The sequence below is a fragment of the Mesorhizobium sp. M0011 genome (assembly GCF_040324155.1).
Taxonomy (GTDB): domain Bacteria; phylum Pseudomonadota; class Alphaproteobacteria; order Rhizobiales; family Rhizobiaceae; genus Mesorhizobium.
The window spans coordinates 65,148-81,220 of record NZ_JAMYVQ010000019.1 but is presented as its reverse complement, the minus strand read 5'-3'; the positions used below and the strand labels follow the sequence as shown (position 1 = coordinate 81,220).

The window sequence follows — 16,073 nt, the reverse complement described above, 5'->3', positions numbered from 1 at the left end:
CAGCAATCAAATTCCCTTATGGCGGATTTCATGCGGCCGACCCTCGACAGCGATCTCCTGCGCACCTTCGTGGCCATTGCCGAGACCGGCAATTTCACCAAGGCGGCGGAGCAGGCCGGCCGCACCCAATCCGCGGTGTCGATGCAGATGAAGAAGCTCGAAGAGCTGATCGGCGCCAGCCTGTTCGAGCGCGGTTCGCGCGGCGTCGCGTTGACGCGGCGCGGCGGCGAACTCATCGTCAACGCCCGCCGCATTGTCTCGCTGCTCGACGAGACGTCGGCATCAATGGCGGCAGCGCCGCTTGGCGGTCCGGTTCGCATCGGCATTCCGGAGGAATATGGCCACGCCATCCTGTCGCGCGCTCTCGGCGCCTTCTCGAAGCGTCATACGCAGGTCGAAGTCACTGTGCGCTATGCCCATTCCGGGGCACAGATGGCGGCGCTCGCCGCCGGCGAGCTCGATCTGTGCGTGGTGTTCGAATGGCAGGATCCTGCCGGCGGCGAAGTGCTGATGCACGACCCGACCGTGTGGGTGACGTCGACCCTGCACCATATGCATGAGGAACAGCCGGTGCCGATCGCGCTCTACAACCGGGCCGGCTGGTGCAAGGACTTTGCCATCAAATCGTTGGAGCAGCGCGGTCTTGCCTATCGTGTCGCCTATACCAGCGACACCACCGGCGGCCTCAAGCTCGCCGTCACCTCCGGACTGGCGATCGCGCCGATTTCGCGCAGTAACATTCCGGACGGCTGTCGTGAACTGACCACGGCAGACGGATTCGGCGCCATCGATTCCTCGAACGTGGTGATGCACCGCAACCCGAATGCGTCAGGCGAGGCGATCGACGGCATGCAGGATGCGATCTGCGAAGCCTTCGTCAACAGGCTCAGTCAGCCGGCATCCTCGTAGAAATGCAGCCTGTTGCCGAACGGATCGGCGACCGATATCTCGCGGGTCTTCCAAGGCGTCTCTTCCACGCCCGGCCTGGCGAAGCGGTAGTTTTTGCCGATCAGTTCGCCACGAAGAGCCGTGATGTCCTCGACCTCGATGCGCAGGGCGATGCCGGGTGCACCGTCGCCGTGATGTTCGCTGAGATGCAGAACACAGCCGTCGCGGCCGACCGCCATGTAAAGCGGCGCGTCGTCGGCGAAGCGATGTTCCCACTGCACCTCGAAGCCGAGGAAGCCGACGTAGAATTCACGTGCCTTGGCAATGTCGAAGATGCGCAGGATGGGTGTGACGGCGCCAAGTCTGGGCATGGTGGTGCAACCGTGCGAGAGGGTTTTCAGGTGGGATGGCGGACGGCAATCCCTTTATTTTATAGCAATTCCGGACGGAAAACCGCTTCATAATTTTCGTGGAATTGCTCTATTTCAGCTCGATCAGCCGTTCCAGATAGCTGCGTTCAATGTCAGGGCTGAGCGCATTGCCGAGCCGCTTGCGGATCGCTTCCAGTATCTGGCGGGCACGCTGCACGTCGATCTCGTCGGGCACCTTCACCGAATCGCCGAAGTCGGGACCCGTGCTGGCGCGTGGCCGGCCGAGCGGATCACGATCGGCGTTCTGCTGGCGGCCGCCTTCCTCGCCGCCGCCCTGGTCGCCTTGCATGGCCTGCATCTGCTTCATCATGTCCTTGGCGCCCTTGCGCAGCGCTTCCAGCGCCCGGCCCTGATGACCGACGGCCGCATCGCCTTCGCCCTCGCCGAGTGCCTGTTCGGCATTGCCCATGGACTTGCCGGCCTCGCCAAATCCTTCATTGGGCTCCATACCCATGCCTTCGAGGCCTTTCTTCAACTGATCGAGGTCGCTTTGCAGCTGGCCCTGGCCCTGCTGCAGCTGTTTCAGCGCATCGGCGAATTCCTGGGGTGTCATCGGCTTTTGCCGGGCGAGCGGATCGCGGTCTTCGCCGACGCCGGGTCTGTCCTCATCCTGGCCGCCTTCGCCGAGCTGCTCGTCACGGTTCTGCCCGCGCTGGCGCTCGCCGCGCTGCATCTGATCCATGCGGAAGGTGTCGTTCATCATCTCCTGCTGACGTCGCAGGATCTCGCCCAGCTTGTCCATCTGCTGGCGCATCTCGCTGTCCTGCTGGCCGCCTTGCTGCTGACGGCCGGCTTGCAGATTGTTCATCATGTCCTGCAGTTGCGACAGCAGTTGCTGGGCCTTGTCGCGATCTCCGGACTTCGCCAGGTTTTCGATCTGGTCCATCATGCGATCGATGTCGCTCTGGCGCAGTTCCTGGCCGTTCTGCTGCATCTGCGGGGCGTTGGGATTCTGCTTGGCGCGCTCCGCGAATTCCTGCAGGAACTGGTTCATCGCCTCGCGCAGTTCCTTCATCGCCTTTTCGATTTCAGCGTCGCTGGCGCCATTCTTGATGGCGTCCTGCAGCGCCTGTTGCGCCTGGCGCAGCCGCTTTTCGGCGGCCGAAAGATTGCCTTCCTCGATGCCGAGCGCGATTTCCCAGAGATAGGAGACCTCGCTGCGCAATTGATCGTCGCTCTCGGCCATCTTCAGCCGGGTGCGGGCACTCATGATGGCGAGGTAGTGGGACATATTGTCGAACGTGTCTTCCGGCCGCAGCGTGATGGCGTCCATCAGGTCGAGCACGCGCGGCTTGGCGTTGGCGTCGAGCGCCAGCAGGCGGCGCTGTTCGATCACGGCGCGTGCCAGCGGATTGGCGAAAGGCCGCTCCGGCATCAGCAGCGTCTTGGTTTGGCTCGATGCGGTGTGCCCGGCATCGTCGGTGGCGACTAGCGTCAGCTTGATGCTGCTGCCGGCCCAGACATGCTCGGTCAGGTCCTTGGAGGTCCTGGCGGCGTTCGACTTGCCGCCGCGGCGCGGCAGCGTCAGCGGCATTTCAGGTGCACCGTACAGCGGACGCGCATTCGGCGCCTGCGGATCGGCGAGCGCGAACACCGCCTTGGCGGTGGCGGCGCCATAGTCGTCGTCGATTTGGTAGTTTAGCTCGAAGGCGCCATTGGCGGCGCGCTTGGGCTCGCCGACGAAGCGGATCTGCGGCGGCTTGTCCGATATGACCGCGAAGGCCCAGCGGCCGAGCTGTTCCTCGCCCGACGTCAGCGTCAGCGTGCCGTCGCCGGTCAGCTTGCTGGTGAACTGGCGCACCTTGGACGGCGTCGCCGGGCTTGCAGCCGGCTTGGCGGCGGTCTGCGGCGCAGCGGGGTCGATGACGCGGGCGTTGCCATTCTTGTCGGCATAGCCGAGCGTCTCCTCGCCCGAGCCGCCCGTCACGCGCAGCGAAACGTCGCTGCCTTCGGGAACCGTAAAGGTCGGGATCGCCTGATTTGCGTCGGCGGTCAAGAAGATCGGCGGCTTGCCGGTATAGGCCGGTGGCGTCACCCATGCATCGATGCGCGGCGGCACGATATCGCGCGTCCCATGGGCATTGAAGCCGTCGCTGATCCTGCCGCCCGTCGGTCCGAAGGAGAAGGCGAAGGCGGTAACGAGCAAAAGGGCCGCCACCGCGCGCAGCCCCCAGGGGTCGCGCTCCGGCACGCGTGTGCGCGGCAGGTCGGCGCCAAGGTTGTCGAGCTTTCCAGCCATGCGCTTCTGGTGTTCGCGCCACAGCGCCTGCGAGAAGCTGCTTTCCCTGCCGCTGGGCCGGTCGGTCTGCACCAGCACCGGGCTGTGCAACAGTTGATTGGCGGCCTCGATGCGGCGGTCAATTTCGGCGGCGCCCGGCAGGCGGAAGAAGCGCAGCGGATAGAGCGCGGCCAGTGCCGCTATGGCAAAAGCAGCGATCAGGCCGATGCGCGCCATATCCGGCAGCCGGGAGAACAGCCCGAGCCAGGAGATGCTGAGGAACAGGCTGGCGACTATGACGAGCGGAAGCAGCAACGGCCAGCCGCGCTCGACCATCATCGAGACCCGCGTCGCCAACCGGCTCAAGGCCAGGCGCCCGGCCAGGCCGCGATCGCTGCTGAAGGTGGGTCGTTGCGTCATCGGCCCTTCCTTGAGCCTATCCCGAAAACCGGGATGCGGCCCTATCCCTTTGAGCATGATCTGTTCCGAAAGGGATTTCACCTTTCGGGATCATGCTGTGGAGCGGGCAGGATAGCCCGACGCCTCACGACTCAAAGAATACCAGCAAACACGGCAAAGGCGAGGCAGTTCGGAAAAACGTGAAGTGGGCCGTTAAAGTTCCATCCTGCATACCCTTTAGAAGGCAGCAGGCCATTAGAAGGTAGCGGGGTCCGCATTCGCCCCGCAGACCAGCACGGCGACCCGTTCGCCCGCCGCCGGCGTATAGCGGCCCGACAGGACCGCGGCAAAGGCGGCCGCACCTCCCGGCTCGGAGATGATGCGGGCCCGGTTCCACAGCGCCTTCTGCGCGGCGATGATGTCGTCGTCGCTGACCAGGATCGAGCGTTCGACAAAGGCTTCGGCGATCGGGAACATCATTTCGCCGACGCGCTTTGGCGCCAGCGAATCGGCGGCGATGCCCTCGGCCGGTGCGTCGACGGGGTGTCCGGCCTCGAAGGCGCGATGAAGCGTCGGCGCCCCTTCCGGCTCGACGGCGATGATCCGAATGCGGCCGGCGAACCAGGCAGCGATGCCGCCGATCAGGCCGCCGCCGCCGACAGCGACCAGCAGCGTGTCGATCTTAGGCAAATCGCTCTCGATTTCGAGCCCGAGCGTGCCCTGGCCGACGAGCGTTTCCTCCTGGTTGAAGGCATGGATCTGCAAGGCGCCGGTCTCCTCGGCGAAACGTTCGCTGGCCGCCAACGCCTCGGCATAGCGGGCGCCGCCGACGATCAGCTCGGCGCCGTAGCTGCGGATCCGTTCCAGCTTGGCCGCCGGGCTCACCTCGGGAACGAAGATGGTCGCCTTATGGCCCAGCCGCATGGCGGCATAGGCGACGGCCGCGCCATGGTTGCCGCCCGATGCCGCGACGACACCGGCGTCGGGAACCGGCCGCTCCAGGAGATTGGTGAAAGCGCCGCGCGCCTTGAACGAGCCGGAATGCTGCAGGCATTCGAGCTTCAGGTCGACGGCCAGCGGCGGCCGGTCGAAGTCGGCCATGTCGACGCGCAGCACTGGCGTGAGCCTGATATAGGGGCGGATGCGCGGTTCCATTGCGGCAATGCGCTCGCGTGTGACGGTGATGCCGTTCGTCATGATTGCTCCCTGTGACGGGTAGGTGTGTTTCCGGCGCTTCTATGCAAGCCAGTCGGGCATGGAATCCAGCCCGATCAAGTCGTCATAGGTCAGGCGTGGGCGCACGACGTGGAACCGGTCGCCGTCGACCAGCACTTCCGGAACCAGCAGACGCGTGTTGTAGGTGCCGGCCTGTACCGCGCCATAGGCGCCGGCGGTGGAGACGGCAATCAGGTCGCCGGCCTTCAGCCTGGGCAGATCGCGGTCCAGGCCGATATAGTCGCCGGTCTCGCAGACCGGGCCGACCACGTCGACCATCATGCGCGGCGTGTCGGCCGGCGGCTGCACGACCGGACGGATGTCGTGGAAGGCGTCGTAGAGCGTCGGCCGGATGAGATCGTTCATTGCGGCGTCGACGACGAGGAAGTTCTTGGCGTCGCCTTCCTTTACGAAGATCACTTCCGAGACGAGGATGCCGGCATTGCCTGATATCAGCCGGCCAGGCTCGAACATCACCTTCAGCCCGAGCTTGGTGACATGCTTCCTGACGATCTGGGCATAGGCGTCGGGCAGCGGCGGCGGGTTGTTGTCGATGCGGTAGGGAATGCCGAGCCCGCCGCCGACATCGATATGCTCGATGGCATGGCCGTCCGCCCGCAGCGCGCCGACCAGATCGACAAGCAGGGCGAAGGCATCGTCGAAGGGCTGCAGCTCGGTGATCTGGCTGCCGATATGGGTATCGATGCCGGTGATCCTGATGCCGGGAAGCTTTGCCGCGCGGGCATAAACCTGCCGCGCCCGCTGCCACGGGATGCCGAACTTGTTCTCGGCCTTGCCGGTGGAGATCTTCTTGTGGGTCTTGGCGTCGACGTCGGGATTGATGCGCAGCGAGATCGGCGCCACCTTGCCAAGGGCAGTGGCCCGCGCCGACAACAGCTCGAGTTCAGGCTCGGACTCGACGTTGAAGCAAAGGATGCCGGCGGCAAGGGCAAAGTCCATTTCGCGCGCGGTCTTGCCGACGCCCGAAAACAGGATCTTGCCGGCCGGAATGCCGGCGGCCAGCGCCCGGCGCAATTCACCTTCCGAAACCACGTCGGCGCCGGCGCCGAGCTTGGCCAGCGTCCGCAGGACGGCCTGGTTGGAATTGGCCTTCATGGCGTAGCAGACCAGCGCGTCGAGCCCGGCAAAGGACTGGGCAAACACCCGGTAGTGCCTGGTCAGGGTGGCCGTCGAATAGCAGTAGAATGGCGTGCCGATCTGTGCGGCGATATCTGGTATCGCCACGTCCTCCGCATGGAGCACGCCGTCGCGGTAGTCGAAATGGTTCACGAGAGTGGTTCCGGAAAGTTGGGGCTCGATGAGATCGGGTTGGAAGGCCCCGCTCTCGTCGGCTCTAGATCAGCGGGTCGAGGATGAATTTCTTGTCCTTGACCGGTTTTTCCGGCTCCGGCGGCACGGGCTGGTGGGCCTTCGAGGCATCCTTGCGCGCCTGCACGGCCGCCTCATAGGGCGTGTCGAGAGCGCCCCTCCTGCCGCAGGCCGAAACGGCCGCGATCGCAACCAGCAGCGTCAGCGTCACCAAAATCCTGCTTCCGGTCATCGATCCATCCGTCCGAAACGTTTGTCAGCCGCCGCTTTTAGCCGAGTTCTCGGCGCATTGCACCCCGAGATATTGCTCGTCGAAATATCCGGGATATTACTGCTCGCAATATCCGGCATTACGCCTTCGCCAGCCGCTTTTTCCAGGCGCGGATCTGCTTCCTCACTTCCGACGGCGCGGTGCCGCCGAAACTGGTGCGGCTCTTGACCGAGTTCTGCACCGCCAGCACCGAAAATATGTCGGCCCTGATGCCGGAATTGATCGACTGCAAATCCTCCAGTGAAAGCTTCTCCAGCCCCACCTTCTTGTCTTCGGCCAGCGCCACCGCCCGGCCGGTGACATGATGCGCCTCGCGGAACGGCAGGCCGAGCGTGCGTACCAGCCAGTCGGCAAGGTCGGTTGCTGTGGCGTGGCCGGAGCCGGCGGCCTTCTTCATCGCAACAGCGTTGACCGTCATGTCCGAGACCATGCCGGTCATCGCCGCCAGCATCAGATCGAGCGTCTCGGCGGCGTCGAACACCGATTCCTTGTCTTCCTGCATGTCCTTGCCATAGGTCAAAGGCATGCCCTTCATCACCGTCAGCAGGCCGACCAGATGACCGGTGACGCGGCCGGTCTTGCCGCGCACCAGTTCGGCTGCATCGGGGTTCTTCTTCTGCGGCATGATCGATGAGCCGGTGGAAAACGAGTCCGACAGCCTGACAAAGCCGAATTGCGGCGTCGACCAGATGATGATCTCTTCAGCCAGCCGTGACAGATGCGTGGCGCAGATCGCGGCAAGAGCGAGGAACTCGAGCGCGAAATCGCGATCCGAGACGCTGTCCAGCGAATTGCGCATCGGCTCGCGGAAGCCGAGCGCCTTGGCGGTCCGGTGACGGTCGATCGGGAAGCTGGTGCCGGCGAGGGCTGCGGCACCGAGCGGGCTTTCGTCCATCCGTTCGATCGCATCGCGCGCGCGCGACAGGTCGCGAGAAAACATCTCGACATAGGCCATGCAATGATGGCCGAAGGTCACCGGCTGGGCCGCCTGCATATGGGTGAAGCCCGGCATCACGGTCGCCGCATGCTCCTCGGCCCGCTCCAGCAGCGCCTCGATCAACCCCTTCAACGCCCCGGCGACGCGAAAGCACTCCTCCTTGACCCACAGCCTCAGATCGACCGCGACCTGGTCGTTGCGCGAGCGTGCGGTGTGCAGGCGGCCGGCCGCCGGGCCAATCAGATCGGCAAGGCGCGCTTCGATGTTCATGTGGATGTCTTCGAGCCGTGGCGAGAACTCGAAGCTGCCGGCCTCGATCTCTTTCAGGATCGTGTTCAGCCCGTCTGCGATTTTTTCTTGGTCGGCCGCCGAAATAATGCCCGTTTGCGCCAGCATCTCGCTATGGGCGATCGAGCCTTTGATGTCCTGCGCATAAAGCTTGCGGTCGAAGGAGATAGACGCGTTGATCGCTTCCATGATCGCGGCCGGACCCGAGGCAAAACGTCCGCCCCACATCTGGTTGCTGGTTTTCTTGTCGCTCATGGCTATAACCCGTGCTTCGGAGCAGTTTTGAGAAAATGGCAGACGGTAGTAGATTCTTCCCGGCCCCGCGCCTGATCCTCGCCGCCTTGGTGGCGGGCGCGCTGGCGGGCGCGGTCGCGGTATATGTCAGCGAGAGCCGGTCTGGCAACAATGCACCGGCACAAGCTGCCGTGGATGAGAGCAAGGACGATGTCGCCTGCGCGGCCAAGAGCGACCGCGCCAAGAAAATCGCGGCGTCGGCCACCGGTGAGGTTGCGGCACTTTTGCCGGCCGATCCGCCACAATCCCTGAAGAGCCTTGCCTTCAATGGCCCGGACGGCAAGCCGATGACGCTTGCCGATCATGCCGGCAAGACGGTGCTGCTCAATCTGTGGGCGACATGGTGCGCGCCGTGCCGTGCCGAAATGCCGGCGCTCGATGCGCTGCAGAAGGAAAAGGGCAGCGACTCCTTTGAAGTGGTCGCCGTCAATGTCGATGCCGGCGACGATGTGAAGCCGAAGAAGTTCCTCAGCGATACCGGCGTCACGACGCTCGATTATTACCGGGATTCGACGATGGCGCTGTTCAACGACCTCAAGAAGCGCGGCCTGGCGCTAGGCCTTCCCGTTACCATGCTGATCGACGGCGAAGGCTGCCTGATCGCCCATATGAACGGCCCGGCCGAATGGTCGGGGCCGGATGCCAGGCGGCTGATCGAGACGGCACTCAAGCCCGAGAGTTTTTAAGCCCTATTGAGGACAGGCGCGGGTGCGAAGGCCAGAACGCTTCTGTCGCGCAAGGTGGCGGGTTTGCTGCCGACAGCGGGTGCGACGACACCGGTCAGCTCGCCGAATTCCTCGATGAGAGCTGGCCTGCCGATGTAATAGCCCTGGCCGATCTCGCAGGCTTCGGCGTCCAGGAATTTCAGTTCGCCGAGCGTCTCGACACCTTCCGCCAGAACCGGCAGGCCGAGACCGCGTCCAAGTCCCAGGACGGCGCGCACGATCGCCGCGACCTGGCCGTTCTTGTCGACGGACTTGATGAAGGAGCCATCGATCTTGATCTTGTCGAAGGGGAAGGCGCGAAGGTTGGAGAGCGAGGAATAGCCTGTTCCAAAATCGTCCATGGCGACCCGCACGCCCAGCGCCTTGACCTGCCGCAAGGTGGCCAGTGCCCGCGGCATGTCCTTAACAAGCGCCGTCTCGGTGATCTCAAGCTCGAGCCTGCCGGGCGCCAGGCCGGAATTCAGCAAGGTTTCGTGGACCTTGCGGCTGAAATTCGTGTTGTGGAGCTGCACCGCCGAAACGTTGACGGCCACCGTCAGCGGATTTTCCCAGCGGGCGGCTTCCTCGCAGGCGGCCGTCAGCACCCATTCGCCAATCTGGCCAATGGCGCCGCTGTCTTCGGCGATCGGGATGAATATGCTCGGCGACACGTCGCCGCGCGTCGGATGCCGCCACCGGACCAGCGCTTCGAAACCGACCATCTTTCCGCTGCTGATCTCTTTCTGCGGCTGGTAGACGAGGTAGAACTCCTGGCGTGCGACCGCCTGGCGCAGCTCGTGCTCCATCACGCGCTTGTCGCGGGCCTCGGCTCCCATCGAGGCCTCGAAATAGCGGTAGGTGTCCTTGCCTTCGGTCTTGGCCCGGTAGAGTGCCGTATCGGCGTGACTTATCAGGCTGGCCAGGTTTTCAGCATCCGACGGATAAAGCGCAATGCCGATGCTGGCCGACACGAGGCCGCCGCCGACCGAGAGCCGGTTTTCCTCGCGCATGGCGGTCAGCACCGCGTCGGCGATACGGCCTGCCTCCAACGGGTCGGTCAGGTTCGGCGCGATGATGGCAAATTCGTCGCCGCCCAGCCGCGCCACCATCTGTCCTTGGCGAAGAATGCCGGTAACGCAATGCGCAACCTTCTGCAGCATGGCGTCGCCCGCGCCGTGCCCATACAGGTCGTTGACCTCCTTGAACCGGTCGAGATCGAGCAGCAGAAGCGCAAGCTGGCCGCCTTTCCTGGTCCGGCCCATCGCAGCAATTTCCGTCTCCAGCCGGCCGGAAAAGCTGCGGCGATTGGCCAGTCCGGTCAATGGATCGAAATGGGCAAGCCGCAGGATCTCCTGTTCCGCCTTCTTGCGCTCGCGAATGTCGCGGACCGCGACCACGTTGTGCGGTTTGCCACAGTAGTCGATGCTCCTGGCGATCAGCTCGACAGGAATGCTCGTGCCATCGCGGCCGCTCAATTCGGCCTCCTGCGGCTGTTCGCCGAAGCCTGACATGTCGGATCCGAAGAGATCGCCAAGCTGCATTCCGTTCAGCGTCGCTGTTGCGATGCCCGTCAATGTCGCCATGCTGTCATTGGCACTGATGATGCGGTTGCCGTCGCAGACGATCAGCCCCTCCACGGCGGCATTGGCCAGGCCGTGCATGCGGTCGACCTCGAGCTTCTGGCGACGGAAGCGCAAATCGATCCACAGCGCCGATGCCGACAGGACCAGGATCACCAATGTGGCGGCGGCGGCGGCGAAAGCCTGCGAGGTCGGCTCGATCGTGTATTCGGATATGACGATCGAGGGATCGGGGAAGATCGAGACGGCACCCATGCCGATGAAATGCAGGGTGCAGATTGCCAGCGTCAGCAGCACCGCGCCGCCGGATGTCGCCTTCAGGGAGGGGCGGCGCTGCACGACACGCAGCGCCAGCGCCGCGAGCGTTACGCCGGCCAGAAGGGAAACGGCGACAAGCAACAGGTTCCACTCGATGCGGCCCTGAACCTCGAACGCCGCCATACCAATGTAGTGCATGGCCGCGATACCGCCGCCCAGCACGGCGCCGCCGACGAGATGATAATCGAACTCATTCCGCAAGGTGGCGATCCACATGCCGGCTGCCGTCAGAGTGACCGAAGCAGCGAGCGAAAGCACGGAGAGTGCGGGATCGTAAGCACTGGGTATGCCCGGTGTGAATGCGAGCATGGCGATGAAGTGCGTTGCCCAGATGCCGAAGCCGGTCGAAGTGGCCGCGATCATCAGCCAGGCAAGCCGGTTCCGATCGGTGGAGCGGCTTATGTGATGAAGCAGGTTGACGGCAGAGAAACAGGAAATTCCGCAGATCAGCGCGGCAAGTGCGACCAGTCTCAGATCGTGTTCGTTGACGATACAATTGTAGACCGTCAGCATTTATTTCACCTGATCTTTGGAAATAAACAGGGCAGCAGGATTGAGTAGCGCGTTGCCGTTGAGGGATCGATAAAGTCGCCTGCAACCTTGGCGTGTCTCTTCGGGTTGCGGCGGCTGCAATCAGGGCTGACACGCCGAAGCCAGCTTGGCAGTTCCGATGGTAGTTCCTGGCGCGCTTGTCGTCGCGCTAAGCCGGCTAACCGTGTGGCTTTCCATGTCTCCAAGCGGAGGCGAGGGTGGCGTGAGGTAAAGGGTGAAGTTCGTCGATCTGCAACAAAACCGTTGTCTGATTGTCACGAGCGACACATATTGCCTTTGCGGGAGTGCCCCTTTCGCCAATGACAAACGGGAGATGAAACATGAAGTCCTTCGGCTTCGCGGCCGGTGTTGCCGCCACCTTTATGCTGCTTTCCTCAACCTCCGCTTTTGCTGTCACGCAGATCAGTTGGTGGCACGCCATGACTGGCGCCAATGCCGAAGTTGTCGACAAGATCTCCAAAGATTTCAATGCCAGCCAGAGCGACTATGAACTTGTTCCGGTGTTCAAAGGCACGTATCCCGAGACGCTGAATGCCGGCATCGCCGCCTACCGTGCCGGCCAGGCGCCCGACATCATGCAGGTGTTCGACGTCGGCACCGGCGTGATGATGGCAGCCGAAGGCGCAATCAAGCCGGCAGCCGATGTGTTGACCAGCGCTGGAATGACCTTCGACAAGAGCCAGTATCTGCCAGGCATAGTCGGCTATTATTCGAAGCCGGACGGCACCATGCTCTCCTTCCCCTACAACTCCTCCTCGCCGATCCTTTATTACAACAAGGATATCTTCAAGAAGGCTGGTCTCGACGTCGACAGCCCACCCAAGACCTGGAATGAGGTGTGGGAAGACGCCAAGAAGATCAAGGCGAGCGGCGCGGCCGTCTGCGGCTACACCTCGACCTGGCTGACCTGGATCCATCTGGAGAATTTCGCGGCCTGGAATGACGTGTCATGGGCCACCCAGCAGAACGGTCTGGCCGGCGGCGATGTCGAGCTCAAGATCAATGCGCCGATTTTCGTCAACCATTTCCAAGCGCTCGCAGACCTCGCCAAGGACGGCACCTTCAAATATGGCGGCCGCACCTCGGAAGCCAAGCAGATATTCCTTGCGGGCGAATGCGGGATCATGACCGAATCCTCCGGCGGACTTGGCGATATCGTCAAGTCCGGCATGAATTACGGCATCGGCCAATTGCCCTATGACAGCGACGCCAAGGGCGCGCCGCAGAACACGACGCCGGGTGGCGCCAGCCTGTGGGTTTTCGCTGATAAATCCGACGAGGAATACAAGGGCGTCGCGGCCTTCTTCGCCTACCTGTCGAAGACCGAGGTGCAAGAATACCTGCACCAGAAGTCGGGTTATCTGCCGGTGACGCTGGCGGCTTATGAAGCGACCAAGAAGTCCGGTTTCTATGACAAGAACGTCGGTCGCGAGACCCCGATCCTGCAGATGACGGGTAAGGCGCCGACCGACAATTCCAAGGGCGTACGTCTGCCGAACCTGCCGCAGGTGCGCGATATCCAGAACGAGGAGTTCGAGAAGATGCTCGCCGGCCAGCAAACCGCGCAGCAGGCGCTCGACAACGCGGTTACGCGTGGCAATGCGGCGATCAAGGAAGCGCTGGGGAATTAGAGCGAGCGCAGGTCCTTGCTCTACGGCGCACCCACCTGTCCTGCCAGGCGTCTCCCCTCGGCGAGGGGAGTTTTGCCGTCCCTTGCGATTTCGCCAATGGTCGATGATGCCAACGCCGAAACGCTCGTCAAAGCCATCTTGGCGGAGAGGGGTGCCGCATGGTGCCGCCCGGCTCATCACCTCGGAGTGGCTCAGTGACCCCTCGCGTCGTGTTTCCCAACAAGGTCCTTCCCTACCTGCTGGTGGCGCCGCAACTGGCCATCACGCTCGTGTTTTTCTACTGGCCGGCCGGTCAGGCGTTCTACCAATCCATGCTCAGGCAGGATCCGTTCGGACTGAGGACCAAGTTCGTCTGGTTCGCCAATTTCAGGAAAGTGCTTGCCGATCCGGCCTACCTGAACTCGATCAAGGTCACGGTGGTATTTTCCCTTGCGACCGCTATCGTCGCCATGTGCGTGGCGCTCCTGCTTGCGGTCATGGCAGAGAAGGTGGTGCGCGGCAAAGGTCTCTACCGCACGCTCTTGATCTGGCCCTACGCGGTGGCGCCGGCGATCGCCGGTATGCTGTGGCTGTTCCTCTTCAACCCGTCGATCGGGTCGCTAGCCTACATGCTGAGGAGTCTCGGCATCGCCTGGGATCCACTGCTCAACGGCACCCACGCCATGATCCTGCTGGTGTCCGCCGCTGCCTGGAAGCAGATCAGCTACAATTTCCTGTTCTTCGTCGCCGGCCTGCAGGCGGTGCCGAAAGCCTTGATCGAGGCGGCGGCCATGGACGGCGCCGGCGAGACCAAGCGATTCTGGACCATCGTCTTCCCGCTGCTTGCGCCGACGACCTTCTTCCTGCTGGTCGTCAACACCGTCTATGCCCTGTTCGACACGTTCGGCATCGTCCATGCCGTCACCGGGGGCGGTCCGGGCAAGACAACTGAGACGCTGGTCTACAAGGTCTACAATGACGGCTTCGTCAATCTGATCCTCGGTGACTCGGCGGCGCAGTCGGTCATCCTGATGGTCATCGTCATCTCGCTCACGGCCATCCAGTTCCGCTATGTGGAACGCAAAGTCCATTACGGCTGAGGGCGAGCGATGATCGGCCAGTCCTCGTTTCGCATTTTCCTCGCCCATGCCGTGCTGATCCTCGGCATATTGATCGTTGCCTTTCCGATCTACTACACATTCGTCGCCTCGACACAGACGCTGCAAACGATCCTCAGGCCGCCATTGCCGCTCCTGCCCGGCGATCAGTTCTGGAACAATTACACCGAGGCGCTGTTCGGCGGTGTCGGTCGCATCGGCGGCGTCAGCGTCGGTCGATTGCTGCTCAACACCACGGTCATGGCGCTCGGCATCGCGGTGGGGAAGATTTTCATCTCGATCCTGTCGGCCTATGCGATCGTGTTCTTCCGTTTTCCGCTGCGGATGGTCTTCTTCTGGCTGATCTTCATCACCCTGATGCTTCCCGTTGAGGTGCGCATCCTGCCGACCTACAAGGTGATGGTCGATCTCGGCATGATCGACACCTATGCCGGCTTGATCATCCCGCTGATCGCCTCGGCCACCGCCACATTGCTGTTTCGACAGTTTTTCATGACCATTCCAGGTGAGCTGGTGGAGGCGGCGCGTGTCGACGGTGCGGGGCCGTGGCGCTTCTTCTTCGATATCCTGTTGCCCTTGTCGCGGACAAATATCGCGGCGCTGTTCGTCATCCTCTTCATTTATGGCTGGACGCAGTATCTGTGGCCGCTGCTCGTCACCAACAGCAGCAACATGAACACGATCGTCATCGCGCTCAGAAAGATGGTCTCCTTCGCCGATGCCGATACGCAATGGCACCTGGTCATGGTTACAGCGATGCTGGCCATCGTGCCGCCGATCCTGATCGTGGTGCTGATGCAACGCTGGTTCGTTCGCGGCCTGGTCGATTCCGAAAAGTGAGAAGCTGATGGCGACCGTCGATCTGAAGGATGTGAAGAAGGTCTACCCCAGCGGTTTCGAGGCCGTGAAGGGCGTTTCAATCGCAGTTCCCGACAGGCAGCTTTGCGTGCTCGTCGGTCCATCGGGTTGCGGTAAGTCCACGCTGCTCAGGATGATCGCCGGGCTCGAAACCATCTCCTCGGGAACAGTTGCGATCGACGGCAAGATCGTAAACTCAATCGGTCCAACCGAGCGTGACATCGCCATGGTGTTCCAGAACTACGCGCTCTATCCGCATATGAAAGTCTACGACAATATGGCCTATGGGCTGCGCAACCGCGGCACGCCGAAGGACGAGATCGACAGCCGGGTTCGCGCGACGGCGAAAATACTGGAACTTTCGGCGCTGCTCGACCGCCGCCCGCGGGAGCTTTCCGGCGGCCAGCGCCAGCGTGTCGCCATGGGTCGTGCCATTGTGCGCAACCCGAGGGTTTTCCTGTTCGACGAGCCGCTCTCCAATCTCGATGCCAAATTGCGTGGCCAGATGCGGGTCGAGATAAAGAACCTGCAACGCTCGCTTGGCGTCACGTCGGTCTATGTCACGCATGACCAGCTCGAGGCGATGACGTTGGCCGACATTCTCGTCGTCATGAATGCCGGACTGGTCGAGCAAATGGGGGCGCCGCTCGACGTCTACGAAAGACCGGCCTCGACCTTCGTCGCTTCCTTCATCGGCGCGCCGCCGATGAATCTCCTGGCACTGACCGAAGGCGCCTCGGGCGCGGTGCTCGCAGACGGCACGGCGATCGCTTTCGCGCCTCGGGAGGCAAGAGCTGCGACCCTCGGTTTTCGGCCCGAGGATGCCGACGTCACCTTCAATGCGGAGGCGCCGTCCGGCGCGCTCGTTCTGCCGGCGCTGGTCGAGGCAGTCGAACCGGTAGGCGCCGAAAGTTTCCTTCACTGTGCGGCAGGCGGCAACCGCATCGTCGTGCGTGTCGCGGGTCGCGCCACCGCCACGGTTGGCAACCAATTGCGCGTGGTTGCCAAGGCAGAAAAGCTGCACTGGTTCGATCAGGCAGGAAAGCGCGTCGGTTAACCGCAT

Annotated in this window: 13 protein-coding genes; 6 read left to right on the top strand and 7 right to left on the bottom strand. The window is 62.9% G+C overall.

What is annotated here, in order from left to right:
* Positions 1-30 precede the first annotated feature (30 nt).
* On the top strand, positions 31-909 hold the full coding sequence (locus NKK51_RS20555; protein ID WP_352554430.1) for a LysR family transcriptional regulator: 879 nt from the start codon (positions 31-33) through the stop codon (positions 907-909).
* On the opposite strand, the gene NKK51_RS20550 is transcribed toward NKK51_RS20555, so the two are convergent.
* From NKK51_RS20550 to argH, 6 genes are all read right to left on the bottom strand, one after another.
* Entirely contained in the window at positions 891-1,259 is a 369-nt protein-coding gene (locus NKK51_RS20550; protein ID WP_352554429.1) for a glyoxalase superfamily protein, read from the bottom strand. The genes NKK51_RS20555 and NKK51_RS20550 overlap by 19 nt on opposite strands.
* Positions 1,260-1,368: 109 nt before the next feature.
* A complete protein-coding gene (locus tag NKK51_RS20545; RefSeq protein WP_352554428.1) occupies positions 1,369-3,957 on the bottom strand; it encodes a TIGR02302 family protein in 2,589 nt (862 codons plus the stop codon).
* Between the two features lie 234 nt (positions 3,958-4,191).
* Entirely contained in the window at positions 4,192-5,133 is a 942-nt protein-coding gene (locus NKK51_RS20540) for a threonine/serine dehydratase (RefSeq protein ID WP_352554427.1), read from the bottom strand.
* 39 nt (positions 5,134-5,172) lie between these two features.
* A complete protein-coding gene (gene lysA, locus NKK51_RS20535; RefSeq protein ID WP_128304650.1) occupies positions 5,173-6,441 on the bottom strand; it encodes a diaminopimelate decarboxylase in 1,269 nt (422 codons plus the stop codon).
* A 64-nt stretch (positions 6,442-6,505) separates the two neighbouring features.
* Positions 6,506-6,712: an LPS translocon maturation chaperone LptM gene (lptM, locus tag NKK51_RS20530; protein WP_023811112.1), complete on the bottom strand. Its 207-nt coding sequence runs from the start codon at positions 6,710-6,712 to the stop codon at positions 6,506-6,508.
* 118 nt (positions 6,713-6,830) lie between these two features.
* Complete coding sequence (gene argH, locus NKK51_RS20525; RefSeq protein ID WP_023811113.1) at positions 6,831-8,231, bottom strand: argininosuccinate lyase; 1,401 nt, start codon at positions 8,229-8,231, stop codon at positions 6,831-6,833.
* Between the two features lie 35 nt (positions 8,232-8,266).
* Between argH and tlpA the strand changes: the two genes are divergently transcribed.
* Positions 8,267-8,956, top strand: a complete 690-nt coding sequence (tlpA, locus tag NKK51_RS20520) for a thiol:disulfide interchange protein TlpA (protein ID WP_128304648.1) — start codon at positions 8,267-8,269, stop codon at positions 8,954-8,956.
* Here tlpA and NKK51_RS20515 read toward each other — a convergent pair.
* Entirely contained in the window at positions 8,953-11,385 is a 2,433-nt protein-coding gene (locus NKK51_RS20515; protein ID WP_352554426.1) for an EAL domain-containing protein, read from the bottom strand. The two genes, tlpA and NKK51_RS20515, sit on opposite strands and share 4 nt — an antisense overlap.
* Positions 11,386-11,744: 359 nt before the next feature.
* Here NKK51_RS20515 and ugpB point away from each other — a divergent pair, with 359 nt between their 5' ends.
* From ugpB to NKK51_RS20495, 4 genes are all read left to right on the top strand, one after another.
* Entirely contained in the window at positions 11,745-13,055 is a 1,311-nt protein-coding gene (gene ugpB / locus NKK51_RS20510) for a sn-glycerol-3-phosphate ABC transporter substrate-binding protein UgpB (protein WP_352554425.1), read from the top strand.
* A gap of 158 nt (positions 13,056-13,213) precedes the next feature.
* Positions 13,214-14,134: a sn-glycerol-3-phosphate ABC transporter permease UgpA gene (ugpA, locus tag NKK51_RS20505; RefSeq protein ID WP_352554424.1), complete on the top strand. Its 921-nt coding sequence runs from the start codon at positions 13,214-13,216 to the stop codon at positions 14,132-14,134.
* 9 nt (positions 14,135-14,143) lie between these two features.
* Positions 14,144-14,992, top strand: coding sequence for a sn-glycerol-3-phosphate ABC transporter permease UgpE (gene ugpE / locus NKK51_RS20500; RefSeq protein WP_352554423.1), 849 nt, complete (start codon positions 14,144-14,146; stop codon positions 14,990-14,992).
* Between the two features lie 7 nt (positions 14,993-14,999).
* Positions 15,000-16,067: a sn-glycerol-3-phosphate import ATP-binding protein UgpC gene (locus NKK51_RS20495; RefSeq protein WP_352554422.1), complete on the top strand. Its 1,068-nt coding sequence runs from the start codon at positions 15,000-15,002 to the stop codon at positions 16,065-16,067.
* Positions 16,068-16,073 lie beyond the last annotated feature (6 nt).

What these genes read in the sequence shown, in the direction of transcription:
- NKK51_RS20545 (WP_352554428.1), bottom strand. Translation starts at nt 3,957, where the DNA reads ATGACGCAACGACCCACCTTCAGCAGCGATCGCGGCCTGGCCGGGCGC.
- NKK51_RS20515 (WP_352554426.1), bottom strand. Translation starts at nt 11,385, where the DNA reads ATGCTGACGGTCTACAATTGTATCGTCAACGAACACGATCTGAGACTG.
- ugpA (WP_352554424.1), top strand. Translation starts at nt 13,214, where the DNA reads ATGGTGCCGCCCGGCTCATCACCTCGGAGTGGCTCAGTGACCCCTCGC.
- lptM (WP_023811112.1), bottom strand. Translation starts at nt 6,712, where the DNA reads ATGACCGGAAGCAGGATTTTGGTGACGCTGACGCTGCTGGTTGCGATC.
- ugpE (WP_352554423.1), top strand. Translation starts at nt 14,144, where the DNA reads ATGATCGGCCAGTCCTCGTTTCGCATTTTCCTCGCCCATGCCGTGCTG.
- tlpA (WP_128304648.1), top strand. Translation starts at nt 8,267, where the DNA reads ATGGCAGACGGTAGTAGATTCTTCCCGGCCCCGCGCCTGATCCTCGCC.
- argH (WP_023811113.1), bottom strand. Translation starts at nt 8,231, where the DNA reads ATGAGCGACAAGAAAACCAGCAACCAGATGTGGGGCGGACGTTTTGCC.
- NKK51_RS20550 (WP_352554429.1), bottom strand. Translation starts at nt 1,259, where the DNA reads ATGCCCAGACTTGGCGCCGTCACACCCATCCTGCGCATCTTCGACATT.
- ugpB (WP_352554425.1), top strand. Translation starts at nt 11,745, where the DNA reads ATGAAGTCCTTCGGCTTCGCGGCCGGTGTTGCCGCCACCTTTATGCTG.
- NKK51_RS20555 (WP_352554430.1), top strand. Translation starts at nt 31, where the DNA reads ATGCGGCCGACCCTCGACAGCGATCTCCTGCGCACCTTCGTGGCCATT.
- NKK51_RS20495 (WP_352554422.1), top strand. Translation starts at nt 15,000, where the DNA reads ATGGCGACCGTCGATCTGAAGGATGTGAAGAAGGTCTACCCCAGCGGT.
- NKK51_RS20540 (WP_352554427.1), bottom strand. Translation starts at nt 5,133, where the DNA reads ATGACGAACGGCATCACCGTCACACGCGAGCGCATTGCCGCAATGGAA.